The sequence below is a fragment of the Phaeobacter sp. NW0010-22 genome, assembly GCF_040365955.1.
Taxonomy (GTDB): Bacteria; Pseudomonadota; Alphaproteobacteria; order Rhodobacterales; family Rhodobacteraceae; genus OMPR01.
Genome location: NZ_BAABWT010000008.1, coordinates 73,315 through 99,480 on the forward strand (window position 1 = coordinate 73,315; position 26,166 = coordinate 99,480).

The window sequence follows — 26,166 nt, forward strand, 5'->3', positions numbered from 1 at the left end:
TCCTTTTGTTTGATGTTTGGCGAACGACCCGACTTATGTGTCGAGCGCGCCGAATTTGCGGTTGAGTTTGCGCATACCGCCGATCCAGCGGTCATAATTATCTGTTTTGTTCTTCATGTACTCCCGCACTTCTTCGTGCGGCAGGATTAAGAACGTTTCCTCGCGGATGGCATCAACGCAGCAAAATGCTACGGCTTCGGGTTCCATCATGCCGTTGAGTGCCGCGACGTGATCTTCATGTCCCCGGGTCATCTCGGTGCGCACAGCTTGTGGGCACAAGACAGAGACTTTGATCCCGTCGTCCCCGTGCGTCATCGCGATCCACTCCGCCAAACCGACAGCGGCGTGTTTCGTCACGCCATACGAGGCAGACCCAATCTGGTTCAGCAAGCCTGCCGCCGAGGCAGTGTTTAATAGATACCCACCACCACGGGAGGCCATCAAGGGGACCAGTTTACGCGAGGCCCAGATGTGGGCCATGACGTTTATCTCCCATGTGCGTTGCCACTCGGCGTTGGGTGTTTCCATACCCCCGCCAACAGCAATACCCGCATTGGAAAAGAACAGGTCAATCGGGCCAATGTCGCGCTCAACCGTGTCGATCATATCGGCAATCTGCCCTTCGTCCGACACATCGACCGTATAGGCGTGCCCGCCCACGTCCTGCGCGGTTTGCGCAGCCCCTTCGGCATTCATGTCAACGCACACCACATGCGCAGCCCCTTCAGCCGCGAAAGCATGGCACAGAGCGCGGCCAATGCCGCTTGCCGCACCTGTCACAACACAGATTTTGCCCTTTATTTCCATAACCTCAACTCCACATGCTGGAGCCGCCGCAGACAGTCAACGCCTGTCCGGTCATATACTTACTGGCGTCCGAACCAAGGAACACGGCCAGACCAGCGAAATCATCCGGTTCCCCCAGACGGCCCAATGGAATCGCGCGGGAGTATTTCTCTTCTACCCCTGGTTTGTCCCAGAGCTCACGGGCAAAGTCGGTTTTGATTAGCCCGGGGCAGATCGCATTGAACCTGATGCCTTTGGGACCAAACTCTGCTGCCAGATTGCGGACCAACCCGATCAGCGCCAATTTGGACATGCCATAGGTGCCCAACGTGTCGGAGGCTTTGAACGCCCCGATCGATGATGTGAACATCATAGACCCGGACCCTTTGGCCTCCATGTCTGGGGCGACCATCTTTGCCAGCCACAGGTTGGACTGTACGTTGGCGTTCATCGTGCGTTCGTATTGTTCATCCGAAATGCCAGCGATTGGGCCGAAATAAGGATTCACGCCAGCGTTGCCAACCACGATGTCGATTGCGCCCGCGACTTCATGTGTCTTGTCGACAAGCGCTTGCAACGAGTCCTTGTGGACAATGTTGGCGGCAATGCCGTGGGCGCACTTGGCCCCCACAGCTTTGTTGATTTCAGCAGCGGCAGCGTCGAGCTCTTCTTGCGTGCGCGAGGAGATCACCACTGTTGCGCCGTGTTGGGCAAGGCCAAGGGCCATCTCGTAGCCCATGCCTTTGGACGCCCCCGTTAAGAGGGCTACCTTGCCGGTCAGATCAAACAGACTCATCCGACAAATCCGAAAGAACCGCGCGCGTTTGTATCACCAGAGATGGCATCTTGGCGCGAGTTGCTATCCTTATATGACTGCACTTCATTGCGTGCGATGACGTGGTGGTGCACCTCATCGGGGCCATCGGCGTAACGCAGCGTGCGTTGCTGGGCGTACATGCCAGACAAAGGGGACCATTGGCTGATGCCGGTTGCGCCGTGCACTTGCATCGCTTGATCAATGATATCGCAGACCTGTTCAGGCACCTTCGCCTTGATCATGCTGACCCAGATGCGGGCCTCTTTGTTGCCCAGTACGTCCATCGCCTTGGCGGCTTTCAACACCAGCAAACGCATCGATTCAATCTCGATCTTAGCGCGTGAGATCGTCTCCATGTTCTTGCCGAGGTCAACGATCTTCTTGCCAAAGGCGACGCGATTGAGACCGCGGTGGATCATCAGATCCAGCGCCTTTTCGGCTTGCCCGATTGAGCGCATGCAGTGGTGAATGCGGCCGGGCCCAAGGCGAACTTGGCTGATCTCAAAACCGCGGCCTTCGCCCCAGAGGATGTTCTCTTCTGGCACGCGCACATCGGTAAACTTTATGTGCATGTGGCCGTGTGGCGCGTCGTCGTGGCCAAACACATGCATCGGTCCGAGGATTTCAACACCGGGGTGATCCATGGGAACAAGGATCTGAGATTGCTGGCGGAAGGCTTCTGCGTCAGGAGAGGTTTTGACCATCACGATCATGATCTTACAACGCGGATCACCTGCTCCTGAGATGTAGTACTTCTCGCCGTTGATGACCCACTCGCCATTTTCGAGCACAGCAGATGTCGAGATGTTCTTGGCGTCAGAGGACGCCATGTCAGGCTCGGTCATCGCAAATGCAGAGCGAATTTCACCTGCTAGGAGCGGCTTGAGCCATTGTTCTTTTTGTTGCTCCGTGCCGATACGCTCAAGCACTTCCATGTTGCCCGTATCAGGTGCTGAACAGTTGAGCGTTTCGGAGGCCAGCGGGTTTTTCCCCAGCTCAGCGGCAATGTAAGCGTAGTCCAGATTTGAGAGGCCTTCGCCGGTTTCGGCGTTGGGTAGAAAGAAGTTCCATAGTCCGGCATCACGCGCCTTTTGCTTAGCGCCATCCAACAGCTCAATCTGGCGCGGGTGATATGACCAGCGGTCTTCCTGTGCCTTACCCAAACGGTGAAACTCTTCGCTAATCGGGTCAACGTTTTCGCGGATGTGCTTGATCACTGCGTTCAAAAGCGGTTTGGCTTTGTCGGACATTTCAAGGTTGTTCAGGCTAGTTTCTGCATGTGCATCTGACATTTAGTTCGTCCTTAAGGCTGTTTATTTGTTAACCCACTGCGGGGCGCGTTTGGCGACGAAGGCATTGACGCCTTCTTTAAAATCTTCTGTTTTCGACAAGTCAGCGATGACCTCGCGAGAGTAGGCGATGCTTTCGGCCATGCCATCACGACGCAACATGTCATTGAGCACACGTTTGGTTGCCTTCACGGCTGAGGGCGATACGGTGCAAAGCTGTTCGGCTTTTTCCATCGCTTTGGTAAGCAATTCTTCAGGCGGGTGTACCTCGTTAACGCAGCCCATCGCATGGGCTTCTGTGGCGTCGAAGGTGCGGCCCGTGAGCATTAACTCATGCGCGGCGAGCCGTCCGATGTAGCGCGACAGGCGCTGCACGCCCGAAGCCGCCGCAAAGAAGCCGACTTTGACTTCTGGCAAAGCGAACTTGGCATTTTCGGACGCGAGGATAATGTCGCAGGACAGGGCCGTCTCAAAGCCGCCGCCCATCGCGACCCCGTTAACCGCAGCGATGATCGGTTTCTCGAGGTCAAACCGCGAAGAGAGGCCAGCAAAGCCTGTCGTTGTCATCTTGGCCTTGCTGCCGCCGGCGGCTGTTGCCTTCAGGTCGTTGCCTGCCGAGAAGGCCTTGTCGCCCGCGCCCGTCAGGACAGCTACCCAAAGGTCCGGGTCAGCGGCAAAGGCATCCCAGCACGCGGCCATTTCGTTGTGCATATCCACATGCACGGCGTTGTAGACCTCTGGTCGGTTCATGGTAACCAGCAGGATATGTCCGCGTTTTTCTGTTTTGATGAATTCGTAGCTCATACCTTCAACCCTCCAGTATCAATATCGACGAACTTGCCACCTGTTTCAGCTAAGGTGCGCAGAGCTTGAGCGGGGGAAAACGCCGCATCTTCGGCCCCGAGCGTTTCCATACGCGCGAACACAGCTGCGGCCCCAACCCGATCGCCGTAAAACATCGGGCCGCCCTTGTCTGCAGGCCAGCCATAGCCATTCAGCCAGACCACATCGATGTCCGAAGGGCGCTGCGCTTTGTTCTCTTCTAGGATCTTCACGGCTTCATTGATCATCGGATAAATGCAAATTTCAACAATCTCATCCGCGTTCATTTTTGAGGGCTGTGCGCCAGTGATGTCACGGATAATGCCTGCGGTAACGTCCGACGGGATAGGGCGGCGCGCGTCGTCATAGTCATAAAACCCGGCTTTGGTTTTCTGCCCGCGACGATCCAGTTCGCACAAGGCGTCGCGGATCGGGTTATCGGTCTTGGCCCCTTTGGACCAGCCGATATCAAGGCCCGCCAGATCGCTCATCTGGAAAGGGCCCATCTTGAATCCAAACGCATTCAGGGCTGCATCTACATCCCAAGGCATCACGCCCTGATAGACCAGTTTGTTGGCTTGAATCTGGCGCGCAAACAGGATGCGGTTGCCGACAAAACCAGGACAAACACCGACAAGTGTCGCAATCTTGTTGATGTCGCCGGCCAACGACATGCAGGTGGCCACCACGTCATCGGCAGTGTGCTTAGCGCGTACGATCTCCAACAGCTTCATGACATTGGCGGGAGAGAAGAAGTGCAAGCCGATCACGTCCTTGGGACGCTTAGTCATCGACGCAATCTCATCAATGTTGAGCGCAGAGGTATTTGTCGCAAGTATGGCGCCCGATTTCATCACGCGGTCGAGCTCTGTAAAAATCTTGCGCTTGAGGTCCATGTTCTCAAAAACCGCCTCAATCACCAGATCGCATTCAGCAAGGTCGGCCAATGCGAGTCGTCCGTCAAAGCGGGCCATACGCGTCTCGACTTCGTCTTGGGGAAAGCGACCTTTGTCTGCAGACCGCTGGTAGTTACCGCGCACCACAGCAAGACCACGATCAAGCGCCTCTTGCGTGGTTTCAACGATGCGTATGTCGAACCCAGCCGTGGCAAAATTCATAGCAATGCCGCCACCCATGGTGCCCGCACCGATGATGCCCACGGTCTTTATCTCACGCAGGGGCGTGTTTGCAGGCAGGTCTGGAACATCCCATGCCGCCTTGCCTGCGGCTGCAATATAGGCGCCTGTTTCAACTTCGCTTGGGGAATTCATACTTTCACCTTTAGATTGTCCAGACAGGCCGTACGGATGGCGCGGCGGTCAATTTTGTCAGTGGCACCACGGGTCAGGACGTCGCGCTGAACCCACAGATGCACCGGGATTTTGAAGGGGGCGAGGTGCCCCTGCAGAAACGTCGCCATGTCATCGCATGTAAGTGTCGCACCGTTTTTCAGTTGAACCGCGGCGCCGACGGCTTCGCCCAGACGGTCATCGGGTACAGAAAACGCTGCCGCCTCCAGCACGTCGGGATGGCGGTGCAAGGCACCTTCTACATCAAGGCATGCGATGTTTTCGCCGCCCCTGATAATGATGTTTTTCTTGCGATCAAGGATGGTGACATAGCCATCTTCGTCCAGCACGCCCAGATCTCCGGTTCGCAGCCAGCCGTCTTGCAAGGTCTCTGCAGTGGCTTCAGGTTTGTTCAAATAGCAACGCATGTTGGCGGGGCTTTTGACTGTGATCTCTCCTAGACACCCCACGGGCACATCATTCCCAGCATCATCAAGCATGCGAAGCTCCTGTACTGGTGGATGCAATTTGCCCGCACTTTCGGGCCGTGCGGTATAGTCCTCCCCGATCATGCCAATGCCCAAGGCGTTGGTTTCCGTCATACCCCAGCCTGTGGCGACACCCGCATTCGGGAAAGCCTTGGCAAGTTGCGCGACCTGCGCTCCCGGTCGTTTCGCACCACCTGAGCCGAGGTAATCCATCGCTGGGAGTGTTTCACCCATCTTCAAGGCCGCCTGCATGAGTTCGGCTGATTGGGTAGGTACGCCAAGAAAGCGAGTTATGGAGTTGTCGCGCATTAGGCGCACGGCCCCTTCGGCATCCCACTTGTGCATCAGAGTTATTTTTGCGCCAGCAGGCAGGCTTAGTAGAAACAGTGGATGGGTGGCCGTAACATGAAACAGGGGTGTGACCACCAATGCCGAAGGGCGCGGCGGTGCGGTCGCATCCGGTTCGGGGGGCGTGACCAAAGGTGCCACGACCGATTGCATCAACCAACTGAAAACTGCGTTCACGGCCCCGCGATGGGTTTGTACCACGCCCTTTGGATGACCGGTGGTGCCGGAAGAATACATGACCGCAAAATCATCGTCGGTGTCTATTTTGACCACGGGTGCGGTATCGGATGCGGCGTTTGTCTCGAGCGCTGTTAAGTCATGCGCGCTTTGACCTTCGGCGTCACGTACACCTATCAAAGTCAAACCAAGCTCTGACTGCAATGGCTCGAGGCGCTGCAGTCGCGGGCTGTCGGCAAAGACGATTTGGGCACCACTGTCGCGCAGGGCATAGTCGAGCTCTTCTGTCGTCCACCAGGCGTTGACGAAAACAACCACCCCCCCGATGGATGAAATTGCCAACACCAGAGCCAAAAGCTCTGGATAATTGCGCATGGCGATCGCCACACGGTCGCCTTGCTGCACTCCCAGTTCATCGCGCATGGCATGTGCCAACCGATACACCATACTGGTGAAATCAGCATAGGTCAGCACTTCCCCTTCGTAGGCCAGATATTCCAACGCGCCGTCGCCATGTCGCGCCCATCCAGCGGCAAGCAAGCTAGGCACTGTTGGTGGAATGTTTTTGAACGCCTTGAATGTGACACCGCGTACGTCGACCTCATGCACTGCGAATGTCGGGTCCGTGGCAATCACATGGCGGACCGCGTCCTCAGGTTTCATCGCTGTCATTGCATCCGTAGAGTGCTTTGCATCATCCCCTCCCAAAGAATTTGCCGCCTTCGCTCTGTTGTTTGTGCAGGTTAAGCAGGAGTCGAGTTGATGCCAATGCCGCAGAACGGAACGTCATTCCGCAAAATAACATTTGATTGTTCTTTTGTGAGCGATTCAAATTTGGCACCGGAAGCTTCGCTCAGAATTTTAGAAAGGGCGCCACCAAATATGACAATCCAGCCCTCTTTCGCATTTTCGACCACATTGCAGACTTGACGAGATCTAAGGACTCGCGGGGGCCTTGCAGCCATGTCCGCTTTCACAGATTCGACTACGTCGGTAGCGAGTTGAGTCGATGTAATCTGGTTAAAATGAAAGTCGCCGCTGACAGCATTCCCAATACTTATGAAGTGCCGCTGGATGAAATGCGGAGTACCTAAATGGGTTAAGCCCTTTGATCCGGCTGGGTCAGAAGAGTACTTCGACTCATGTCGATTTGCGAAAGGGTGAAAATCCATATTTGATATCGGCGAAGGGGCAGTTGTTAGGCTAAGGCCCCATAACCAGTAAATGGCGGGTGCAGCGAGGGCGATTATGGACAGGAGGGCCTTTGGGCACCTGTGGTATCGGATTGAGTGGCGCCGCCAGCCCTTGAGACTTACGAACATTCCACCCGCTTCGGAAGCTCCGGGGTAAGTGCGTTGAGCACGTTACGGTCGTTCACGAAAAACTCAGTGTCTATAAGCGCGTTAGCCCCAAGAGACCGTAGAGGAGTACGTTGCCCAACGCTTTGTTCTGGTATCGATCAGTCCCCTCGACACAACGGTATTTTGCTATATCTATATTTCATAATGAAACCTATAGAACTCAAATCATTACAATATCGCTGGGCAGGTGCGCCGCGCTTGATCCTCGATATCGACACATTTGAACTGCGTGCCAACGAGAAAGTCATGCTGCGCGGACCTAGTGGCAGTGGGAAGTCGACGTTGCTCTCAGCGATTGCTGGGGTCATAGATATTCCCAAGGCTTCGGTTTTCGTTGCAGGAACCGATGTTGGAGGCTTGTCAGGCCGTGATCGTGATCGTTTTCGTGTCGATCACATTGGACTAATTTTCCAAGTGTTCAATTTGTTGCCTTGGCTCAGCGCAATTGAAAACGTTCTATTGCCCTGTCGCTTTTCAACGCTGCGGCGGGAAAAAGTGGCGGCTGAACCGAAAACAACCGCAATCCGGTTGTTGAATGAACTTGGGTTGACTGACCCCAAAACGCTCAATGGCCCCGCCAGCGCGCTCAGTATTGGCCAGCAACAAAGAGTTGCGGCGGCGCGTGCCTTGATCGGGGCACCGGAAGTCGTTTTGGCCGACGAACCTACGTCGGCGCTTGATGAAGAGGCAAAGGATGCTTTTGTCGAACTGTTGCTAAGGGAATGTAACGCATCTGGGTCAAGCTTACTGTTCGTTAGCCACGACAGAACACTTGAAAAGCATTTTGACCGAACGGTGGAATTGGGCGTGCTGAATAGTGGAGCAAAGTGATGCTTGATCTCTGCCTGAAAAGCCTGCTCAACCGACGGTTTGTCGCGGGGCTCACGGTGCTTAGCATAGCACTCAGCGTAGCATTGATCCTCGGGGTTGAGCGTCTACGAACAGAGGCCCGCGCGGGCTTTGCCAACTCGGCTTCTGGGGTCGATCTGATTGTAGCCGCACGAGGCAATGACGTGCAGATCCTGATGGCGACCGTCTTTGGGGTTGGTTCGACCGGGACGGGCATCAGTTGGGAAAGCTATGAGATGGTCGAGGACATGCCCGGTATTGACTGGGCAGTCCCGCTTATGATGGGGGATTCACACCGTGGGTATCCGGTCATTGGCACCAGCAACGCTTATTTCAAACGCTTTCGTCACAGTGGTGGCCAGCCTTTGGTCTTTGCGCAAGGGCAGGCCTTTGACGATCCGATGGGGGCCGTGGTTGGTGCAGAGGTTGCGCAGGCTTTTGGCTACGCCCCGGGTGCTGAAATTGTAAATGCTCATGGGTCCGGCGCGGTTTCGTTCGACGTTCATGACGACGCACCCTTTACCGTCAGCGGTGTTTTGGAGCCAACTGGAACAGCGGTTGATCGCATGGTCTTTGTCTCCATCGAAGGTTTTGACACCCTTCACCAAGATGCTCTGCCCAAAAACGCTGACCCTTTCGGCCGCGCCCGAGCGAATGAAGATGACGAAGAACCGGCGCAACACGAAGAGGGCGAGACGGCGCACTCTGCTGAAGAAGACCACGATGAACACAAAGAGCATGTGGCCAAAGAAGTTCACGACGAGCACCTACACGATGATGACCATGACGAACATGTAGATGACACCCATGATGATCACGGGCATGAACCCGCAACAATCAACGCGATTTTTGCGGGACTCGAGAACAAATCCGCGGTGCTTTCAATACAACGTCAGCTAGCCCAATATCGCGGTGATGCACTCACGGCGGTCATGCCAAACGTAGCGCTGCTTCAGCTTTGGTCGATAACGGGGACAGCTGAGATAGCACTGCGCTTGATGGCAGGTGCCGTTGCGCTGGCGGGTGTCATTGGTTTGGTGGTGATGCTGTCAGCAGCCCTTGATGCAAGGCGGCGAGAATTTGCTATTCTACGCTCGGTTGGTGCAACGCCTTACAACATTTTCACGCTGATCATCTTCGAGGCTGTGCTACTTTTGCTGATGGGAATACTTCTTGGGTATTTTGTTTTGACAGGGGTTACGATTGTGGCAAATCCAATTCTTGCTGCGGAATTTGGGCTCAGGATTGGCCTAGGATTGCCAACCCTACGCGAGGTTGTTCTTGTTGCGCTGGTGTTCTTCTCAGGTTTGATTGCTGGTGCTATCCCAGCTTTACGGGTTTACCGGATGACATTGGCCGACGGGCTATCCATGCGACTATGAAGAAAAGGTGGAAATCATGAAAACACTTGGTCTAGCTTTCATTGCTGTGTCGGCATTTGTTTTTGCGCAACCTGCCGCCGCTCTGGAGCCACTGGAAATCACTTGGGTAGATCTTTTGCCAGAAGAACGCCCCTATCACGATCCTTTTGCAGAATTGGAATACAGCCAGATCAGTGATCTTGCGAATCTGTTCCGCATCGAAATTTTAACACCCGATGAAGAAAATGACACCGCGCGTGCCAGAGCGTCAGAAATCAGGGAAAGGCTTGTTTCCCAAGGGCTGGATCCCGATCAGTTATTCAAGCAGCGTGAAATCGTTATGAACCAACGTAGACTGGCCGCAACGGAGTCGAACCCGGATCTTATTGGAAAGATCGTGCGGTTGCCGGGATATCTGTTGCCTTTGGAAATGGTAGAGCAGAAAGCGGTCGAGTTTTTGCTCGTACCGACCGTTGGTGCCTGCATTCACACCCCCCCGCCTCCCGCAAACCAGATGGTTCTTGTTCGGTATGACGAGGGCTTTGAAGTGAATGAGCTGTATAAACCTGTTTGGGTTAGCGGTGAGATGCGTGCCCAAAGTCATTCAAGTGCGCTCCATCTGGTGGATGGGCAAGCCGATATCGAAACGACCTATTTCGTGAAGGCCAAATCGGTGGATATCTACAATTAGGGATTGTCACTTGCCGTTTTAGTGAGCCGTACTTTCCCGCAAGCTCAGCGCGCCGTTGACATTCATATCGGTTCGAGTTTTCCAACTGCCTATTGGAGAAAATGGTAGCTCCCGTGCTACCAGAGCCTTTTGGCCGGCTTTGTAAATCGCAATTCGCAAAGGAATTCCGCTTGTAGCGAGGGCCTTGGTGACGAATTGTATCGTAGCCGCAATGGTGCACCGTTCAGACAGAATGGAAAATGACGCGCTTTGGGAAATGGCTTCCCTAAAAATAAGAACATACTGGGCATTTCCATGTTTGATTGCTGAAAGAGGTGTCTACAACATCATCTTTATTGCCAACCAAGTCAGAAAGCTTGCGACAGAGCCGGGCCGCTCAATCAGCCCGCTATACGCAAAATGCTGTTCCCAACATGTCAGCATTGAACACTGATTTTGCACAGGAACTGCAAGAAGGTGGCGCTCTTCATATTGTGGCTTACAATCAAGAAACGCGAGGGTAGCTTTTTAAGCATCGAGTTTAATAGGGCTGCGCTGTCAAACTGTCCGGTCAATTCGGCGAAGTTTACGTAACACCTAAGCAAGCCGAGGTCTTGATCTCGCAAATGCTTGAAGAACTGAAGTGGAGTTTTGGATGTTGGATCAGGGACGTTGTCGATGGATCACCGGTGTTTTGGCGCTATTTTTTTCAGGCTGGGCCGTCCTGGTTCTGGCAGCTTCGGATGAATTGCGAAAAAGCGTAGCCAACCCGTCAATATCTGGCGAAAATTTACAACAATATGTTGTTCCCCTCACGGTGGATGAACTTTCGGAATTGACGAGTATTTGGCAACAGCACCTAGCTGGTGCTCTCGAAGAATTTATTACTCTGAATGAGGGTCTTGAGGGGCTGGATGAAGTTCAGGCGGAAGAACAGCGGAACAAAATCACGAATTTTTCAAGCGAAGTTGAGCGATATACTGAGAATTACCAAATCGTCCTGCTAGCTTGGCAAAGCAAAGGCGCCAGCCCCGAAGACTTAACCCCGTACCAAACGTACCTCGACTCTACACGCAGGGCTTCTTTGAAGGAAACCGACGCCCGTATAGTCTTTTCTTTGATAGTGAATTGGCTGGGATCAAAAGACGGTGGCTTGGGGCTTCTGCTCCAGTTAGCAGTTTTTTTTACGGCATTTATTGCTTTGCTGTTTATTGCTCGTTTTGTTCGCAAGTTCGCGGCAAAGGGGCTGGAACGGCTGCCAGCAATTTCGCGGCTGTTGCGAAACTTTGTGTTGATGGTTGTATACTGGGTGACGGTCGTGCTTGGTTTGATGATCGCGCTTGGGTTGGCGGGCGTCAACGTTACGCCGCTGTTTGCGGTATTTGGTGGCCTGAGCTTTATTCTGGGTTTCGCCTTGCAGGATACACTGGGCAATCTGGCGAGCGGCTTAATGATCATGGTTCTGAAACCGTTCGATACTGGAGATTACATCGAGGTTTCAGGTGCCAGTGGCTCTGTTGATGCGATGTCTATCGTGTCGACCCAGATAAGAACCTTTGACAATCAGATCATCGTAGTACCGAATTCGAAAATCTGGGGGGATGTCATCACGAACGTTAGCGCCGCTAAAACACGTCGGGTCGATTTGGTGTTTGGCATCGCCTATTCCGATAGTGCGCCGCAAGCCTTGGAGGTTCTGAAACGGCTTGTTGCCGCCGACCTGCGTTGTCTGAAAGATCCGTCTGCCGAGATTTTTGTGGGCGAACTGGGAGAAAGCTCCGTAAATCTGTTTTGCCGTCCCTGGGTTGCAACTGATGACTATTGGCAGGTTTATTGGGATCTGACGGGTCAGGTCAAAGAGGCCTTTGACAAAGAGGGTATTTCCATACCGTTCCCGCAGCGGGATATTCATCTCATTCCTGCTGAAAGTTGAAAGTGGTTTGGGAAATGGCCAAAACGGGGAATTTCTTTTGAACCGGCGCAGAGCGATTGCGGGCTTTGCGGCGTTTGGTCTGACGGCCTGTACGGTGGGTGAGGATTTCACTTCGCCTACGATGAAGTTGTCTCAGAGTTTTTCTAACACACCAACGGGCCCCGTCCGCAAGAACGATGCGAAATGGTGGTACGCGTTCAATGATCCCGACATCAACCAGATTGTGGAGTTGGGGTTACAACAGAACCTTGATGTTCGCCGAATTGCGGCACGGATTGAGCAATCCCAAGGGATTTTGGATGGGGCCGGATACCCAATTTATGGCAACGCGAGGATCGCGGAATCCAGTTTGAATTCAGGGGGAGGTAACCCCACAACAAAAACCGGTTTTATACGCGGTGAAGCGACGTGGAAGATTGATCTGTTTGGCCGCCTGTTACGGGAAAGAGAAGCCGCTTTTGCGCGCCTTGAGGCAGCCTATGCAGATCTGGATATCTGGCGTTTGTTGTTCGTGGACGAGGTCGTATCCGCTTATATTGACCTGCGATATGCTCAGGAATTATTGCGGGTACAGATGCGTGTTCTGGAAAGCCGCAAAGCCACATTAGAGGCAACAAAGAAACTGGCAGTGGAAGGAAACGCAACTGATCTGGAAATCGCTCAGGCACGATCCTTGGTGTTGTCCACTCGTGCAAGCATCCCAGAAACCCGTGTGTTGTTCGTCCGAATGCTCAATCGCATTATTGCCTTGGTTGGAGCAACGGATATTCCCAACAGTGAAAAGTTTGACAAAAGAGCGCCACAACCGGTTGCTCGGACCCATGTAGTTTCCACAGGTGTTCCCGCCGATCTGCTGCGAAACCGGCCTGATATAGTACGTGCTGAACAACGCCTTGCAGAAGCCGTTGGGCTGCTGGGTGTTGCCGAGGCTGATCTATATCCAAAGCTGATTTTGACTGGTAACGTTAACCTGAATGTAAGTGGATCGGAAATCTTGCCGGGTGCAGGTTTCATTCGTTATGGTTTTGATGTGCCGATTTTTGATCGGCCAGTGCTAAAATCCAAAATCGAAACCGCCAAGGGGTTGGTGGTCGAACGTCAGGCCGAATGGGAAAAGGAAGTGGTGCTGGCGGTCGAGGAAGTGCGTAACGCGATGTTTGCGCTGGAGCAGCACCAAGAAGCCGTTAAAGCGGCAAGAGAGGCTGTCGAAGCTTCAGAGAGCGTTCTCACAATCGCACGTAAACGGTTTGCTGACGGCACAGTTTCTTTTCTTCAAGTGTTGGATGCGGAACGCTCCTTTTTGAACACTGAAACTGCTTATGCCTTCGACGTACGTAATCAGGCCATAGATTTCGTGGATTTGAACGTCGCACTTGGCGGCAGCTTTGGGAGAGACTGACATGGGACGATGGGTTGTGACGACCGTAAAATGGGCGGTTATGCTGCTAATTTTAGTGATCACTTTGGCCTGGTTGGCTCTGGCGACCCCGTTTTTCTCGCAACTAAGAAAATCTTATATTGAAGATTATCTGACCGCCCAGATCGGTCAGCCACTGATCGTTGAGGGTGATGTGCGGGTTGTCATTGGTCGAACGACCTTTGTGCATGTCAGCAAAGTTCGGATACCCAGTTCCAACATCGACGATCTTAACCTTGCGGAATTAAACCTGCTTGAGTGGGAGTTGAACCTGCCAGCTTTGCTGAAGAGAAAGATTGACCTTGATAATCTGACCATTGACGGGCTTCAGGCCAATGCCATCACAAAAGCCGACGGAACGACAAGTTGGATAAAGCGAAGCCCAAAACCCGAAACGCCGAAAGAACCCGAGGTCGACGAAACCGAAGACCCTGAAGTTGCGCAGACTTTGTCAGGTAAGCCATCCATTTTCAGTTTCCTCAGCGATAAGACTGTGACGTTTACCAATATCGGTTTGGTCTCGATAGATGAGAAGTCCGGCTTCGAGTTTGTTTTCAACCTTGAGTCCATTCTTCTTGAACAACTCGAAAACGGGAATCTGGTGTCTGTCTCTGGAGGAGGCACCGTGAATGACCAAGAGTTCACGCTGGACGGGAAGTATCCGAAAGGTCAGCCCTTTACCAATACGCTGATTTTTGGCGATATCGAGGTGACTTATAATGGCGAAACGATCGAAGCTGCCCAAGGTGGTGGATACTCTGCCAAATTGGCTCTGGATACGGGTGAGATCGGTGAAGTTTTTGATGTGCTTGGGTTGGAACGCAGCTTTGATGGCACAGGCGCATTAAGCGCAGATATCACGAGCCAACCGGGGCTGCTGGCCATTCAAAATCTTCAATCGGTCTTGGACTTAAGCAAGGGGCAGCAGATCACGATAGATGGCAATGTGAACAATGTGATCGACCGATCTGGCTTTGATATCAAGGTTCAGGCACGGCTGCATCCAGAAGGTCAACCTCCCGCAAATGCGGACACCCTCAAGGATTTGAAGCTGACAAGAATTGATGCCCACATTGTCAATCAGGACGACGCGTTGGAATTCAAGAAACTTGTGGTCCGCACCAACGCGTTTGAGCAAGGCTTGAACAAGGTTGGGCCTATTTCGATTGGTCGGGTTTACAAAACAGAACAACAAACTTTGGGGCTTGAGGATGTGCATATACAGGCTGGCCCTAATGGAGCCCCCTATATCGTTGCTTCGGGGGGCGTCGGTGACATCTTCAAGTTCAAATCTGTTGACCTACAAGGCACTTTGGCGGGATCCGCGGACTTGTTGTTAAAGACACTTAGCAAAGAAGACGTTGCTAAATTCGGAAGTATTTCCGCGGAGTTCAAAGTTTCTGACCAAGCCGGACACCTAGGTTTGACCGAACTCCGAGCAACGACAAAGGATACAGACCTTTGGTCATTGGGCGCAGACATCTCGGTTAAAGACGTGACCAAACTTGATGGGTTAAAAGCTGCCATCGGGATAGCAATTTCGGACACTGCCAGCTTTCTGGACGTGCTGAAACTTGATCCGGTGGATATAGGTGCAGTCGAATTCGCGGTGTCTCTAGAGGGACAAGCCACGGCTGCTGATCTGGAACTGTTATTCAACGCGGGTAAGAGCGACCTCAAAACCACTGTTTCCTTTGACCTGAGCAAAGAGATCAACGTCATTCGGGGCGATATTCTCAGCAACCGTATCCGGTTAGAGGATCTGCGGGACGGCACACGCGTTCTGGTTCAGTTGTCCGAATCTGGCAAGCCCGACGATCCGGAAAAGAAGGAACAACCGGCACCCGACGACGGCCCACCAATCCAACCATTGGTGCTGGAGGAGAAAAACGGCCTTCTTGATCTGGAGCGCATCCTGACGGAAACAGATCTGGAGATCGGTCTGGAACTTAAAGAATTTGTCGGGGATGCGGGAACTTCCTCCATGAGCAGCAAGTTTGTCGCCAAGGAAGGTCAGATCGAAGCAGGCCCGCTGGAGCTTTACTATGGCCCTGGATTTTTCAAGGTGACGGCGTCTATGGATGCCATCGAGAACCCAAAATTGGTGAAGGTTAAAGGGTCGACCAGTGGCTGGGATTTTGGCAAAATTCTGGATGCTGTCGGGCTGGGGATCGATGCTCATGGCACGCTCAGCGCCGCCTTTGACGTGGCGGGTAACGCGACTTCGGGCAAGGCTTTCATCAATTCGATGACTGGCTCGGCCTCTCTTAACATGGGCGGCGGATCTATCGCGACCAGCCTGCTCGAACTAGCCGGTCTTGGTATCTTTCCGTGGTTATTCTCGGAGGAACTTGCTGCGCGTCAAACAGAAATCGTCTGTGTGAAGGCGCCGGTTTGGGTTCAGGCTGGCAATGTCAGCTTCAAGTCGATCGTGGCCGAAACTCGTCGCGTTCAGCTGGTTATTAAAGGCAATGTCAATTGGGTCGGCGATAGTATCAAAATTAGGGGGGAACCGCGCCGTGTCGGTGACCCGCTGGCGCGAAGCGCATGGCCGTTTGATGTGACTGGGAAACTGTCAGATCCAAAATTCAAGCTGGATGTTGGCGGCTCACGCAGCGTACGCGCCGATGGTGCTGATGAAATGCCTGCAAACCGTGTGCCTTGTCAGCAGGATATCTTGCAATTGGAATAGACGCATTCCTGTGCGGTCAAATGAGTGATGCAAAACACCAAAGGAGAGGAACAACCATGCAAAGGCGACTCGTTTTAGGTTTTGGTATTCTGCTGGCTGGGGCGGCCTTGGCTGAAACTCATACGGATTACGGTGCATCAGATGATTGGATCATTCGGATCAATCCGGCCAATGGCAATGGCTGCTACATGCAAAAGACCTTTGAAAACGGCACGGTTGTGCAGGTTGGCGCCGTGCCAGATCGAGAAGGTGCCTTCTTTGCCGCTTACAACACGGCATGGATAGACATTGTTGAAGGAGAAGCCGGTAGTCTTTTGCTGGACTTCGAAGACTCCAGGTTTCAGGGGGAGGTCCTGGGTGGCAGTTTCGAAGGAGCACCCGGTGGGTATGCCTTCTTTAACAATCCGGAGTTTGTTTCAGAATTCGGTCGGCGGCGCTCGGTGACGATCACCGGCGAAAGGGGTGGTTCGGAAAAAATCGACCTGACCGGTAGCAGTCGCGCCATAGGTACTGTGACGGCGTGTCAGGACGAGCAAGACTAGTCAAAGGCAAAACGGGGAGGGCCAATGTCGCATCAGGAGTCTTCTTTCATCAGACTTTGGAACGCGATGCGGCGGTCGTCTTCGATTTTAGACGGACGGTGGGTTTCGCGATTGACATAAACGTGGGTAAAAAACCCTTCTGCGGTGGCCGAGTCTTCGTTGTTGCGGAATAGGGCGACCTCGTACTTGATCGAGCTTGAGCCCAGCTGGGCGACCCGTAGACCGGCTGTCACTCTGTCGGGAAACCCCATTTCGGCATAGTATTTGCAGCCGGTTTCAACCACCAGCCCATAGGTTTCGGAGTTGCGCGGGTCCAGAAGGCCGCGTTCGATCAGCCATCCATTCACGGCGGTGTCAAAGAGAGAATAATGTACGACATTGTTCATGTGTCCGTAGACGTCATTGTCCATCCAGCGGGTTTGCAGCGGATAGAATTCGGCATAATCGCTGCGTGTGGTGATGGGGGTTTTGTTCCCCATTACCAAGCTGCCTTGTAGATGTTGAATGCGTCCCTTTCGGTGACCGCTCGGGGATTATTGACCAGCAGACGCTGTTGGATCATCGAATCCGCGGCCATCTTACCGATCGCGTCTTCCGGGATGTTCACGTCACGCAAGCGGGTTTGCATACCAAGGTGTTTGGACAAATCTGCTAATGCGTCGATGAAGGCAGCGCAGCGCGCCTGGCTGCCTTCGACCTCGACTATTTGCGGAAAGGCGTCGGCGGCAATCTCAGCATAAAGCGCATGGGCATCGGGCGCGTTGAAGCGCAGCACATGGGGTAGGACCAGCGCGTTCGACAAGCCGTGCGGGACGTGGAAGGTGCCGCCGATGGGGTAGGCCAGCGCGTGCACCGCAGCAACGGGCGAGTTGGCAAAAGCCTGACCTGCCAGCATCGAGCCCAGCAACATTGCACCGCGTGCACCTTTATCCTGGCCGTTAAACACGGCGGCTTCGATGTTGGCGCCCAGCAGGCGCAGCGCTTCGCGTGCCAGCATCTTGGACAAAGGATTGTTATTGGCTGATTTCGAGGCATAGGCTTCGATCGCATGTACCATCGCATCAACACCAGTGGCGGCTGTAATATGGGCCGGCAGACCCACTGTAAGGTCGGCATCTAACACAGCGATGTCCGGCAGGATGACTGGCGAAGAGACGCCACGCTTTTCCTCGGCACCCACTGTGATGATCGAGACCGGCGTAACCTCGGACCCGGTTCCGGCAGTGGTGGGCACCAAAACCAGCGGCAGGCGCGGGCCTTTGGCCTGCGCCACGCCCCAAGCTTCGTCCAGATCCTCATCCGAACCTAGCAGTAGCGCAACCAATTTAGACACATCAAGTGATGAGCCGCCACCCAAACCCACGACCCCTGTCGCTCCGATAGAGCGTCCAAACGCCACCGCCTGCATCAATGTTTCGCGCGATGGGTCGGCCTCTACTTTGTCAAACACCGCAACGCTGTGTCCGGCAGCTTCAAGTGAGGCGATGGAGGGATCTGCAAGCCCCAGCTGACGCAGGCCTGGATCTGTTACGAGCAGGACGGACTTGCCCAGCGTTTGTCCTGCTACTTCGGCAAGGCGCGCCGAAGCACCGGTTTCGAAGACCAGAGATTTGGTGGTGTTGAAAATGAATGGAGCCATTTGGATGTCCTTGAATTCTATGTCACGCCTCTACCTTGTCGATATCATGCAGTTTGAACTGCAGATCTTGCCCGATCCGGTACGCGGAGTTTCTGGGACAGTGCTGAATACACTGGGACATTTGTAAGGGGAAAGTCGGTCACCAAAATAGGCACGGATTGCTTCAAGATCGGGTGACGTTCCGTCATCTGGTCAAACAAGGCCACTGAGAGCTCTCCCAAGCCTTCAAGCGCGATACTAACAAAAGCGGAGTCAAACGGACAATCCATATGGATGCTGTTCTCTTCTATTTCGGTAGGAGCAGTGTTCGTAACCGCGCTGACGATGGGCTGCCTGAGATGTGAAGCCTTAGCCAAGTTCCGGTATCCGTTGAGCCTGATCAGGCTACTGGCGTCGGCACTTTGGGCCCGTTTCGGTCACTAAAACTTAGGCTACACTCGCAACAATAAAATCATCACTGCAGGGGCGTGACTTTTCGTACCGCCGCCACTGCGCCAAGCCTGACAAGAATGGCGAGCGTGCAGTGTTAGGATTTGGTCTTTTGGTGCATGCAGCACATTGTTTTCCACAGTTTGGGCGAATTGTGTGAATTCATTACATGTGCTCGCGCCTAATGCACTTGGTAGTTCCTTAAGGCTGTGTGCGAAGCCGTCTGATCCTGCGGCAGGGCTAGCTGTCTATCCCGACGTCCCGCAACAGATCGCGAGTGCGTTGGGGTAGGGTTCCGCTTTGCCAGATGATAAAGTAGGTGCGGCCCGTCTTCAGGGGTGCGCTTTCTAATGGGGCCAGCCGTCCAGCTTCGATTTCATACTTCAAGACATTCGAGCAGCCCAGAGCTATACCCTTGCCCCGGATCGCTGCGTCCAGAGAGCTACCGTAAGAACCCAAGTTTACCCGAGGCGCTGCAGCAAAATCGGAAGATCCGGATAATTCAATAAAATCGGGCCAATTGATCCATTTCATCGCCAACTTGTCAAAATCCAGCAGGGTACTTTGTGAAATATCCGGACTTTGCATCAACAAGCTAGGAGCAGCTAAGGGTTGCCAAACTTCCTCGAACAAAACTTCGCCTTCCCAACCTGAGGGAATATCCGTTCCGTAATAGATGATGGCATCATGGTCCTGGTTTAGAATGTCAGTTTCTTTGTTCGAAGCGGTAATGCTTACAGGAACTGCATCTTGGCTCAGCAAATATTCGTTCACTCGCGGGGTGAGCCAGAACTGTGAAACCGCGATGTTTGACGCAAGTGACAGCTTTTCATGGCTGCCCTGTCGCAATTGACCAATACCAAGCGCTAGGTATTCGAGGGCCTCAGAGGCGTTGGCCGCAAGCTTATGCCCAGCCTTAGTGAGGTCAACGGTGCGGCCGCGTCGGGTGATCAGTTCAATCCCCAACCAACCCTCCAGAAACTTTATGCGTTTGCTAACGGCAGCTTGGCTAACGTTCAGCTCTTCGGCTGCACGGGTGAAGTTTTTGTGACGGGCAACCGTCTCAAAAAATAACAAATAGTCCAGAGGGGGGAGGGTGCTGCGATAGTGTTTCATAACTGATGGTTATCAAAAGGCGATATGAGAAGTCATTTTAAAAACGAGTTTTCCAGCAATAAGCTCGACTGAAATGCACATAAAGGCCCTAAAGCTCCGGGTCATTTCGCACAGGGAAGCCCGCTATGTTCACCGACCGATTGAGCAACCTGCAGACCAAGCTGGCCGATGCAAATGTTGATGTGGCTTTGATAACCGATGATGACAACGTCTACTACCTGACCGGCTATTATGACTATCTTCATATGGAATTTGGCCGACCCACTATTCTGGTGGTGCCCAAGGACGGTGAGGTGTTGCTAATTACGCCAACCATTGATCTCAACAGCGCTGAGGCCGCGGCGCGCGTCGGTCGGATTGCCGCTTGGAATGACGGCATGGGCAATGAATGGCGCGAAGAACTGCCAGGTGCAGTCAAGAATGCCACCAAAGTGGCGATCGAGCCGGGTCATATGCAGCCCCCCGTGCGTGCCTATTTGAACGATCTGCTGGGTGGGGAAAAACTAACCACTGTGACACCCATCCTGAATGAGATGCGGATGATTAAGTCCGCAGAAGAGTTGCAGCTGGCACGTCACGCTGGACAGGTGGCCACCGCCATGATGAATGCTGGCCGCGCCGCAATTGGCGATGGTGTGCCCGAGTTTGAAGTGGCAATTGCCACCTCACAGGCTGGCACGCGCAAAGCTGCAGAACTCTTAACGGCGCATTATGACGATGCCGATATGTCTCCCAACACGCATTTCTTGCAAATCATGGCTTCTGGCAAAGATATCGTGAAAACCCACCACCGGGCCTCTACGCGGGTCATGCGTCAGGGCGAGCCTGTATTCCTATGCTTTTGTGGTATGACGAACTTTCATCGTTTCAAGCTGGGCTTTGACCGAACCTTCTGGATTGGTGAACCGGACCCGGCCGAAGTTGCAGTCTACGAGGTCGCTGTGGCGAGCCAAAAGGCTGCTTTGGATGCCCTGCGTCCCGGCGTGACTGCTGAAAGCATTCATGCCGAATATGCAGAAGTTATTCAGGGCGCGGGTTATGAATACCCGTTCCGCTGTGGTCGCGCGACGGGCTTCAGCTTTCTCGAAGCGCCGCAATTGGTCACCGGAGATACCACCATTATCCAACCGGGCATGGTCTTTGCCGTAGATGGATCAGTGTCCGTTGAAACCTTCCGCGCTCAGGTTGGCGATAGCTTTATCATTACAGAAGACGGCTGGGAGGCGCTTACTCAGCATCCAAAGTCCGTAGCAGAGGTCATTCTGTGATGTTCCAGCAGGTTAGACGATCCAGTCTACGCTCCGCATTCCGGGACTCAGCAAAGGTCGCCATCACCGCGCCAAACTGGGGTTTATCCTGTTGTCGATGGACCCAACTGCAGAGGCAGATATTAAAGACATGGCCCCGAGAGGATAGGCATTCATTTCACCCGTCTGAAAACGGATGACAACACCACCGATAAAACCCTCTCCGGGCATATTGATCACATGGCCGATGCAGTTTGTCATATTCAACCCGAGGCGAAGCCAGATGTGGTCAGCTAGAGCTGTACAAGTGGGCCAATCACCATTGGTGAAGAGCGGGTCTTTAGGGAGATTGACAAGGGTGCACCTTGGGAAAAACCGATGTGTCTGATTCAGGGCGTACTGGTCACGTTGCATGAATAGGGTGCAGAAAGCTGGCTGTTGGAACGCCTTACCTTGATGAGATCAACACCGTCGAGACCGAGTTTCTGGTAAAGTGTTGCAAAGCATCATCTAAAACCTACGAAAACCAAACCAGAATGACTAGATTTTCCGTATAGAACGTCTTTTGGCAGGGGAAAGTGACCGTTGGGCGCACGGTGCTTCATTACGTTGGTGTGATCCTGTGGCGTGATGAACAATATTTCAACCTTCTGATACCACGCAGTTCTGCCCAGTCCCTGTTGGATCTACTTGCTGACAAAGCTTGCCAATGCAAAGCATGGCAGTAATGGATGCAGCCTGTACAAACTGGGACGGCTTTCACCGAAGAAACGTACGATCTGGTATTTTCAGCAATTTCCGCGAAAAAGGTCAGCCCCTTGAATTAGGCTTCGTAAAACCGGACCAATGAGCGGTTATCTACAGAGATTTGACTCTCCTTCTTTTTTGCAGGTGCGGAAAATCAAATCCGCACTGCAGTTTTCAACCGCTCCACTCAGCTTGTGGCCAAACCCGATTGGGGTAAGCGGACGCCCCGCCATCAGATGATTTGGGTAACAAAGCCACGCAGGTTCCAAAGGGTTCTTCGTTGTTTTAGAAGTCACTGTTGGTTTTGACTAATTCGGAACGCAACCGCGCATCTGTGGTAAAATAAATGGTATTCCGCCTGCTGGAACCCGGTTGAGATCCAACGTGCAACCGTAAACCTTTTGCACCATATCGGCCGTCAAGGTCTGCATAGGTGTGCCCTGGCAGTGGACGCGCCCTTGGTTCAATACCAGAATGCTGTCCGCGAACATTGCTGTTAGATTCAGATCGTGCATGACGATCACCACACCTCCACCTTGATCTGCAAAGGTCCGCGCGACATCCAGCACAGTAAATTGGTGCGCAATGTCCAAGCTGGCAACTGGTTCGTCCAAGAACAACCATCGCGGGACCCCATCCAACATCGGCTGCCAGACCTGTGACAAAACCCGCGCCAATTGAACTCTTTGTTGTTCGCCTCCAGACAGGTCTTGATAGAAACGGTTTTCGAATCCGGCCAGATCAACCTGCTCCAAAGCCCGTGACGGCAGCGTATCGTCTTGTGCCGCTCGCCCGCTCGCAAGCCCAAGCCTAACAATTTCCAGAACCGTGAACGGGAATGCCACAACGCCGGCTTGCGGCAAAACTCCCCGCAGCGGTGCAAGTTCCCACGGCTTCAGCATCCGGATATCGTGACCATTCAATTCAACCGAACCGTCAAAATCAATTTCTCCTGTCATCGCCTTGAGTAAGGTCGACTTCCCGGATCCGTTCGGTCCAATGACTGCCGTCACTTCCCCTGCGCGGGCGGCAAAATCGACCCCATGGAGGATGTTCTTGCGTCCCATTCGAACGCGAATATCAGTGGCTTTCATTTCACATTCCCATGATGCCGTGACGGCGCAACAAGATCCATAAAAACACCGGTGCGCCCAAAATTGCGGTCACAATCCCAATAGGCAACTCAGCCGGAGCAATGACGGTTCGACTGATCACATCTGCAATCAGCAAAAGAGCTGCTCCCAACAGAGCCGCATTTGGCAAAAGCCGGTGGTGATCCGGACCGGTCGACAAACGCAGAACATGTGGGACCACGATACCAATAAACCCAATGCCCCCTGAAACTGCGACAGCAGCGCCGGTTGCAGCCGCCACCGTTAAAATCGCGATGTTCTTGGTGCGCTGCACTGGAATTCCGATGTGGTTTGCAACGGCTTCGCCCAAGGCCAGCCCATTTAGCTCGTGTGCAAGGAAAAGCGTCGTGGCCAAAGACCCTAACATGACCGGCGCAAGGCTCATAACCTTGAGCCACGTTGCCCCGGCCAAGGATCCCATTCCCCAAAATGTCAGATCCCGTAGTTGCCGATCATCCGCGATGTAAACAAGTATTCCACCAATTGCGCCCGCAAAGGCACCAAGCGCGATACCCGCCAATAGCATAGTTGCAACCGAAGTTTGCCCTCGCCGCGTCGCCACCCGATAGAGGATCAGAGTCGATCCCCAACCGCCTAGGAAAGCAGCGCCAATGATTAGCCAGCTCCCAGCCCAATCCCGCAAAGCGACTGGCAAAAAGCCTCCTAGCACAATGGCGCAGATCGCACCTAACCCGGCACCGGCACCAACTCCGACAATACCCGGATCGGCCAATGGGTTTCTAAACAATCCCTGCATGACTACGCCAGATACGGCCAAGCCAGCACCGACCAACATGCCCATCAACAATCGTGGTAGCCGAATGTCCCACAAGACGACGCGATCCAGCTGCTCCAGTTCACGGCCGGCGGACAAGTCAGATAACAATCGCCAGACAGAAGCCCCCGAGGCCCCTTGTGTAAGGCTGATCAAACTGACCAACCCCAACAAAACAATTAGGACTATTGTCATCCGCCTTGCTAACGTGCGTCGATCCAACAGCGGCTCGAGTGGTCCGGCTTGCGCATTTATTACAGTCACGACTCGTTTCCGCTCACCAATGCTTGGGACAATTGCGAAATCGCCGAGGCGGTACGCGGACCAAAGCCCAGCAAGTGTGCACCATCCATCCGCACGACGTGTCTATTTCGCGCTGCAGGGGTCAAAATTAGCGCAGGCATCGCAAACAATTCCGCCGTCGCCGCTGAATGGTCGCCGCCGCGATCCATCATCAGGATGACATCAGGCTTAGACAGCGCCACGGCTTCGGGTGTCATTGGTTTGTACCCGTCAAACTCGGACACAGCGTTTACGCCACCAGCCATTTTGATGATCCCATCTGCGGCTGTATCCACGCCAGACGCTAGAATGCGACCACCTTGGATCGACAGAACAAACAAAACTCGCTTGGGATGCCCCATTGTCGCAGATTTGGCCGCTGTTTCGGCAGCCGTAATTTCGGCTTTGACCTTTTCCGCCAATGCAGCCGCCGCAGTTTCTTCGCCTAATGCCGAGCCCACGATTTGGATCCGAGTTACAATTCCATCTGCCGTGAACTCTTCTGGGATCGAGACATATGGAACGTTGGCTTTTTCAAGTACAGCGATGGATTCGGGTGGCCCTGCACCCTCAAGGGACAGGATCAAATCAGGATTGACCGACAGAACCCCTTCGGGTGACAAGGCCCGCATGTATCCGATATCGGGGAGTTCATTCACCTCTGCTGGATAGGTCGAGGTCCGATCCCGCCCGGCTATTCGGTGTTCTTGCCCCAATGCATAGACGATTTCGGTCACCGAATTCCCAATCGATATAATTCGGCTGGGGCGTTCGTCGGCCAAGGCCATTTGTGTGACCCAGATCAGCGCCAAAAATGTGCTCAGCCCACGTTGAAAAACAGACAGACCAGAAAGGCGCATTATGCCAGCTCCTCAATCTGCAAAGGGGCCAATCCTTTGACCAATTCGCCCCATGCCCCGCGGAAATCGCCCGCATCTGTACGGCGACCAAAAACTTGGAGTATCAGCCCGCCTTCGGCATCAAATGCTTCGACTGAAACAGCAGGTCCGCGTTGTGTCGGTTTGGTAACGGCCCAGACTTCGGCAATATGATCAGAACGCAGATGAAGATTGAATCGCGCATCCAGAACGTTCTGCCAAGGGCCCATAGATTTCAGCTCTTCTATCAGTCCACCGTGGATTTCGATGCATCCCCGATTTCCAACAAACACCATCACCTCTAGCGCCTGATCCCGCACGCCCCCTAGCATCGTGTCAATTTCGCTGGTTGCTAAGGCACGTGCCAGTGGGGCGCCCGCCATCCGATATGCCCCCAGACGGTTCATCTTTAACTTTGAGGTAAGGCGCATGAACTGGTGGGTATCCGTCATCTTTGCCCACTCTGCGCGCAGGATATCCGCCTTTGCGGGATCGCCCTTCGGTACCTCAGTTGGTGCACGTGCATCAACGGCCAGGACTTGGTCCTGTTCATCCAGTTTTAGGTCAGTGACCAATTGCGTCCAATGATCCAAATCGGATCCCTCTCGCAGAAAGATCTTGTGGACCGCATCACCAGCAGCATCAAAGATTTGCAAAGACCGCTTCACCCCCGCCTCGGTCACGCGTTCGACCGCAAACGCTGAAATCCAGTGGGACGGGAACATGCGCAGATCAATATCGGCCGTCAGAATCATCGATGCATGCTTACCAGAATGATAGTTGTCATACTGTCCAACCTTTTCGATCACACAGGATTTGTTGCGGGTCAGGGCCATTACCTCACCCAATCCATTCAGGCGCAGAAACAGGTCGTCTAAATTGGCAGATATGCGTGTGACGTCGATACCGACATAAGCTGCAACCAATTGGCCTTCGGTGATTCCCACCTGATCGGCCAAATCACGATCACGCATTTTTGGGTTTTCGGCACGCGCAGTGCGAATTGCTTCAGGGGACATAACAGCCTGATTAGTCATAGGGATTCCCATCCAGTCATAAGTTTTGGGGTGGGCTGGCTG

At 53.5% G+C, this 26,166-nt stretch carries 23 protein-coding genes; 9 read left to right on the forward strand and 14 right to left on the reverse strand.

What is annotated here, in order from left to right:
* Nucleotides 1-33 precede the first annotated feature (33 nt).
* The 7 genes from ABWV33_RS17140 to ABWV33_RS17170 form a co-directional block, all read right to left on the reverse strand.
* Nucleotides 34-807, reverse strand: a complete 774-nt coding sequence (locus tag ABWV33_RS17140; RefSeq protein ID WP_353332458.1) for an SDR family oxidoreductase — start codon at nucleotides 805-807, stop codon at nucleotides 34-36.
* A 4-nt stretch (nucleotides 808-811) separates the two neighbouring features.
* Nucleotides 812-1,582 (reverse strand): SDR family NAD(P)-dependent oxidoreductase, encoded by a 771-nt coding sequence (locus ABWV33_RS17145; protein ID WP_353332460.1) that lies wholly within the window; start codon nucleotides 1,580-1,582, stop codon nucleotides 812-814.
* Nucleotides 1,579-2,895: an acyl-CoA dehydrogenase family protein gene (locus tag ABWV33_RS17150; protein ID WP_113822164.1), complete on the reverse strand. Its 1,317-nt coding sequence runs from the start codon at nucleotides 2,893-2,895 to the stop codon at nucleotides 1,579-1,581. Before ABWV33_RS17150 ends, ABWV33_RS17145 begins: the two co-directional genes overlap by 4 nt.
* A gap of 21 nt (nucleotides 2,896-2,916) precedes the next feature.
* Nucleotides 2,917-3,696 (reverse strand): enoyl-CoA hydratase-related protein, encoded by a 780-nt coding sequence (locus ABWV33_RS17155; protein WP_113822163.1) that lies wholly within the window; start codon nucleotides 3,694-3,696, stop codon nucleotides 2,917-2,919.
* Nucleotides 3,693-4,985, reverse strand: coding sequence for a 3-hydroxyacyl-CoA dehydrogenase (locus tag ABWV33_RS17160; RefSeq protein ID WP_353332463.1), 1,293 nt, complete (start codon nucleotides 4,983-4,985; stop codon nucleotides 3,693-3,695). The genes ABWV33_RS17155 and ABWV33_RS17160 overlap by 4 nt, the downstream gene beginning before the upstream one ends.
* Complete coding sequence (locus ABWV33_RS17165) at nucleotides 4,982-6,679, reverse strand: class I adenylate-forming enzyme family protein (RefSeq protein WP_353332465.1); 1,698 nt, start codon at nucleotides 6,677-6,679, stop codon at nucleotides 4,982-4,984. Before ABWV33_RS17165 ends, ABWV33_RS17160 begins: the two co-directional genes overlap by 4 nt.
* 80 nt (nucleotides 6,680-6,759) lie before the next feature.
* A complete protein-coding gene (locus tag ABWV33_RS17170) occupies nucleotides 6,760-7,188 on the reverse strand; it encodes a hypothetical protein (RefSeq protein ID WP_353332741.1) in 429 nt (142 codons plus the stop codon).
* 387 nt (nucleotides 7,189-7,575) lie between these two features.
* Here ABWV33_RS17170 and ABWV33_RS17180 point away from each other — a divergent pair, with 387 nt between their 5' ends.
* From ABWV33_RS17180 to ABWV33_RS17210, 7 genes are all read left to right on the forward strand, one after another.
* Nucleotides 7,576-8,208: an ATP-binding cassette domain-containing protein gene (locus ABWV33_RS17180; protein ID WP_353332467.1), complete on the forward strand. Its 633-nt coding sequence runs from the start codon at nucleotides 7,576-7,578 to the stop codon at nucleotides 8,206-8,208.
* On the forward strand, nucleotides 8,208-9,608 hold the full coding sequence (locus tag ABWV33_RS17185) for an ABC transporter permease (protein WP_353332469.1): 1,401 nt from the start codon (nucleotides 8,208-8,210) through the stop codon (nucleotides 9,606-9,608). The genes ABWV33_RS17180 and ABWV33_RS17185 overlap by 1 nt, the downstream gene beginning before the upstream one ends.
* Nucleotides 9,609-9,624: 16 nt before the next feature.
* A complete protein-coding gene (locus tag ABWV33_RS17190) occupies nucleotides 9,625-10,278 on the forward strand; it encodes a DUF3299 domain-containing protein (RefSeq protein ID WP_353332471.1) in 654 nt (217 codons plus the stop codon).
* A gap of 634 nt (nucleotides 10,279-10,912) precedes the next feature.
* Complete coding sequence (locus ABWV33_RS17195; RefSeq protein ID WP_353332473.1) at nucleotides 10,913-12,190, forward strand: mechanosensitive ion channel family protein; 1,278 nt, start codon at nucleotides 10,913-10,915, stop codon at nucleotides 12,188-12,190.
* 37 nt (nucleotides 12,191-12,227) lie between these two features.
* Complete coding sequence (locus ABWV33_RS17200) at nucleotides 12,228-13,589, forward strand: efflux transporter outer membrane subunit (RefSeq protein ID WP_353332475.1); 1,362 nt, start codon at nucleotides 12,228-12,230, stop codon at nucleotides 13,587-13,589.
* Between the two features lies 1 nt (nucleotide 13,590).
* Nucleotides 13,591-16,299 carry an AsmA family protein gene (locus ABWV33_RS17205; protein WP_353332477.1) on the forward strand — a complete coding sequence of 903 codons (2,709 nt, stop codon included), beginning with the start codon at nucleotides 13,591-13,593 and terminating at the stop codon, nucleotides 16,297-16,299.
* Between the two features lie 56 nt (nucleotides 16,300-16,355).
* The gene (locus tag ABWV33_RS17210) at nucleotides 16,356-16,841 is read left to right on the forward strand and encodes a hypothetical protein (protein ID WP_353332479.1); all 486 of its coding nucleotides are present in this window, start codon (nucleotides 16,356-16,358) and stop codon (nucleotides 16,839-16,841) included.
* A gap of 32 nt (nucleotides 16,842-16,873) precedes the next feature.
* Here ABWV33_RS17210 and ABWV33_RS17215 read toward each other — a convergent pair whose 3' ends face one another.
* Together ABWV33_RS17215 and ABWV33_RS17220 are read right to left on the reverse strand one after the other, a co-directional pair.
* Entirely contained in the window at nucleotides 16,874-17,320 is a 447-nt protein-coding gene (locus ABWV33_RS17215) for an acyl-CoA thioesterase (protein ID WP_121998812.1), read from the reverse strand.
* Complete coding sequence (locus ABWV33_RS17220; protein ID WP_353332481.1) at nucleotides 17,320-18,480, reverse strand: iron-containing alcohol dehydrogenase; 1,161 nt, start codon at nucleotides 18,478-18,480, stop codon at nucleotides 17,320-17,322. Before ABWV33_RS17220 ends, ABWV33_RS17215 begins: the two co-directional genes overlap by 1 nt.
* A 4-nt stretch (nucleotides 18,481-18,484) precedes the next feature.
* Here ABWV33_RS17220 and ABWV33_RS17225 point away from each other — a divergent pair, with 4 nt between their 5' ends.
* Nucleotides 18,485-18,607, forward strand: coding sequence for a hypothetical protein (locus tag ABWV33_RS17225; RefSeq protein ID WP_258547024.1), 123 nt, complete (start codon nucleotides 18,485-18,487; stop codon nucleotides 18,605-18,607).
* 542 nt (nucleotides 18,608-19,149) lie between these two features.
* Here the strand turns inward: ABWV33_RS17225 and ABWV33_RS17230 are convergent.
* Nucleotides 19,150-20,025 (reverse strand): LysR family transcriptional regulator, encoded by an 876-nt coding sequence (locus ABWV33_RS17230; RefSeq protein WP_353332483.1) that lies wholly within the window; start codon nucleotides 20,023-20,025, stop codon nucleotides 19,150-19,152.
* Nucleotides 20,026-20,150: 125 nt separating this feature from the next.
* Here ABWV33_RS17230 and ABWV33_RS17235 point away from each other — a divergent pair, with 125 nt between their 5' ends.
* On the forward strand, nucleotides 20,151-21,293 hold the full coding sequence (locus ABWV33_RS17235; protein WP_353332485.1) for a M24 family metallopeptidase: 1,143 nt from the start codon (nucleotides 20,151-20,153) through the stop codon (nucleotides 21,291-21,293).
* Between the two features lie 1,034 nt (nucleotides 21,294-22,327).
* Here the strand turns inward: ABWV33_RS17235 and ABWV33_RS17240 are convergent.
* The 4 genes from ABWV33_RS17240 to ABWV33_RS17255 all read right to left on the reverse strand — a co-directional run bounded on the left by ABWV33_RS17240 (nucleotide 22,328) and on the right by ABWV33_RS17255 (nucleotide 26,124).
* Complete coding sequence (locus ABWV33_RS17240) at nucleotides 22,328-23,113, reverse strand: heme ABC transporter ATP-binding protein (protein ID WP_353332487.1); 786 nt, start codon at nucleotides 23,111-23,113, stop codon at nucleotides 22,328-22,330.
* A 1-nt stretch (nucleotide 23,114) separates the two neighbouring features.
* Nucleotides 23,115-24,122 carry a FecCD family ABC transporter permease gene (locus ABWV33_RS17245; RefSeq protein ID WP_353332733.1) on the reverse strand — a complete coding sequence of 336 codons (1,008 nt, stop codon included), beginning with the start codon at nucleotides 24,120-24,122 and terminating at the stop codon, nucleotides 23,115-23,117.
* Between the two features lie 65 nt (nucleotides 24,123-24,187).
* Nucleotides 24,188-25,069, reverse strand: a complete 882-nt coding sequence (locus tag ABWV33_RS17250; RefSeq protein ID WP_353332489.1) for a heme/hemin ABC transporter substrate-binding protein — start codon at nucleotides 25,067-25,069, stop codon at nucleotides 24,188-24,190.
* Nucleotides 25,069-26,124: a hemin-degrading factor gene (locus tag ABWV33_RS17255; RefSeq protein WP_353332491.1), complete on the reverse strand. Its 1,056-nt coding sequence runs from the start codon at nucleotides 26,122-26,124 to the stop codon at nucleotides 25,069-25,071. Before ABWV33_RS17255 ends, ABWV33_RS17250 begins: the two co-directional genes overlap by 1 nt.
* Nucleotides 26,125-26,166 lie beyond the last annotated feature (42 nt).

What these genes read in the sequence shown, in the direction of transcription:
- ABWV33_RS17140 (WP_353332458.1), bottom strand. Translation starts at nt 807, where the DNA reads ATGGAAATAAAGGGCAAAATCTGTGTTGTGACAGGTGCGGCAAGCGGC.
- ABWV33_RS17145 (WP_353332460.1), bottom strand. Translation starts at nt 1,582, where the DNA reads ATGAGTCTGTTTGATCTGACCGGCAAGGTAGCCCTCTTAACGGGGGCG.
- ABWV33_RS17150 (WP_113822164.1), bottom strand. Translation starts at nt 2,895, where the DNA reads ATGTCAGATGCACATGCAGAAACTAGCCTGAACAACCTTGAAATGTCC.
- ABWV33_RS17155 (WP_113822163.1), bottom strand. Translation starts at nt 3,696, where the DNA reads ATGAGCTACGAATTCATCAAAACAGAAAAACGCGGACATATCCTGCTG.
- ABWV33_RS17160 (WP_353332463.1), bottom strand. Translation starts at nt 4,985, where the DNA reads ATGAATTCCCCAAGCGAAGTTGAAACAGGCGCCTATATTGCAGCCGCA.
- ABWV33_RS17165 (WP_353332465.1), bottom strand. Translation starts at nt 6,679, where the DNA reads ATGAAACCTGAGGACGCGGTCCGCCATGTGATTGCCACGGACCCGACA.
- ABWV33_RS17170 (WP_353332741.1), bottom strand. Translation starts at nt 7,188, where the DNA reads ATGGATTTTCACCCTTTCGCAAATCGACATGAGTCGAAGTACTCTTCT.
- ABWV33_RS17185 (WP_353332469.1), top strand. Translation starts at nt 8,208, where the DNA reads ATGCTTGATCTCTGCCTGAAAAGCCTGCTCAACCGACGGTTTGTCGCG.
- ABWV33_RS17190 (WP_353332471.1), top strand. Translation starts at nt 9,625, where the DNA reads ATGAAAACACTTGGTCTAGCTTTCATTGCTGTGTCGGCATTTGTTTTT.
- ABWV33_RS17195 (WP_353332473.1), top strand. Translation starts at nt 10,913, where the DNA reads ATGTTGGATCAGGGACGTTGTCGATGGATCACCGGTGTTTTGGCGCTA.
- ABWV33_RS17205 (WP_353332477.1), top strand. Translation starts at nt 13,591, where the DNA reads ATGGGACGATGGGTTGTGACGACCGTAAAATGGGCGGTTATGCTGCTA.
- ABWV33_RS17210 (WP_353332479.1), top strand. Translation starts at nt 16,356, where the DNA reads ATGCAAAGGCGACTCGTTTTAGGTTTTGGTATTCTGCTGGCTGGGGCG.
- ABWV33_RS17215 (WP_121998812.1), bottom strand. Translation starts at nt 17,320, where the DNA reads ATGGGGAACAAAACCCCCATCACCACACGCAGCGATTATGCCGAATTC.
- ABWV33_RS17220 (WP_353332481.1), bottom strand. Translation starts at nt 18,480, where the DNA reads ATGGCTCCATTCATTTTCAACACCACCAAATCTCTGGTCTTCGAAACC.
- ABWV33_RS17225 (WP_258547024.1), top strand. Translation starts at nt 18,485, where the DNA reads ATGTCCTTGAATTCTATGTCACGCCTCTACCTTGTCGATATCATGCAG.
- ABWV33_RS17230 (WP_353332483.1), bottom strand. Translation starts at nt 20,025, where the DNA reads ATGAAACACTATCGCAGCACCCTCCCCCCTCTGGACTATTTGTTATTT.
- ABWV33_RS17235 (WP_353332485.1), top strand. Translation starts at nt 20,151, where the DNA reads ATGTTCACCGACCGATTGAGCAACCTGCAGACCAAGCTGGCCGATGCA.
- ABWV33_RS17240 (WP_353332487.1), bottom strand. Translation starts at nt 23,113, where the DNA reads ATGAAAGCCACTGATATTCGCGTTCGAATGGGACGCAAGAACATCCTC.
- ABWV33_RS17245 (WP_353332733.1), bottom strand. Translation starts at nt 24,122, where the DNA reads ATGACAATAGTCCTAATTGTTTTGTTGGGGTTGGTCAGTTTGATCAGC.
- ABWV33_RS17250 (WP_353332489.1), bottom strand. Translation starts at nt 25,069, where the DNA reads ATGCGCCTTTCTGGTCTGTCTGTTTTTCAACGTGGGCTGAGCACATTT.
- ABWV33_RS17255 (WP_353332491.1), bottom strand. Translation starts at nt 26,124, where the DNA reads ATGACTAATCAGGCTGTTATGTCCCCTGAAGCAATTCGCACTGCGCGT.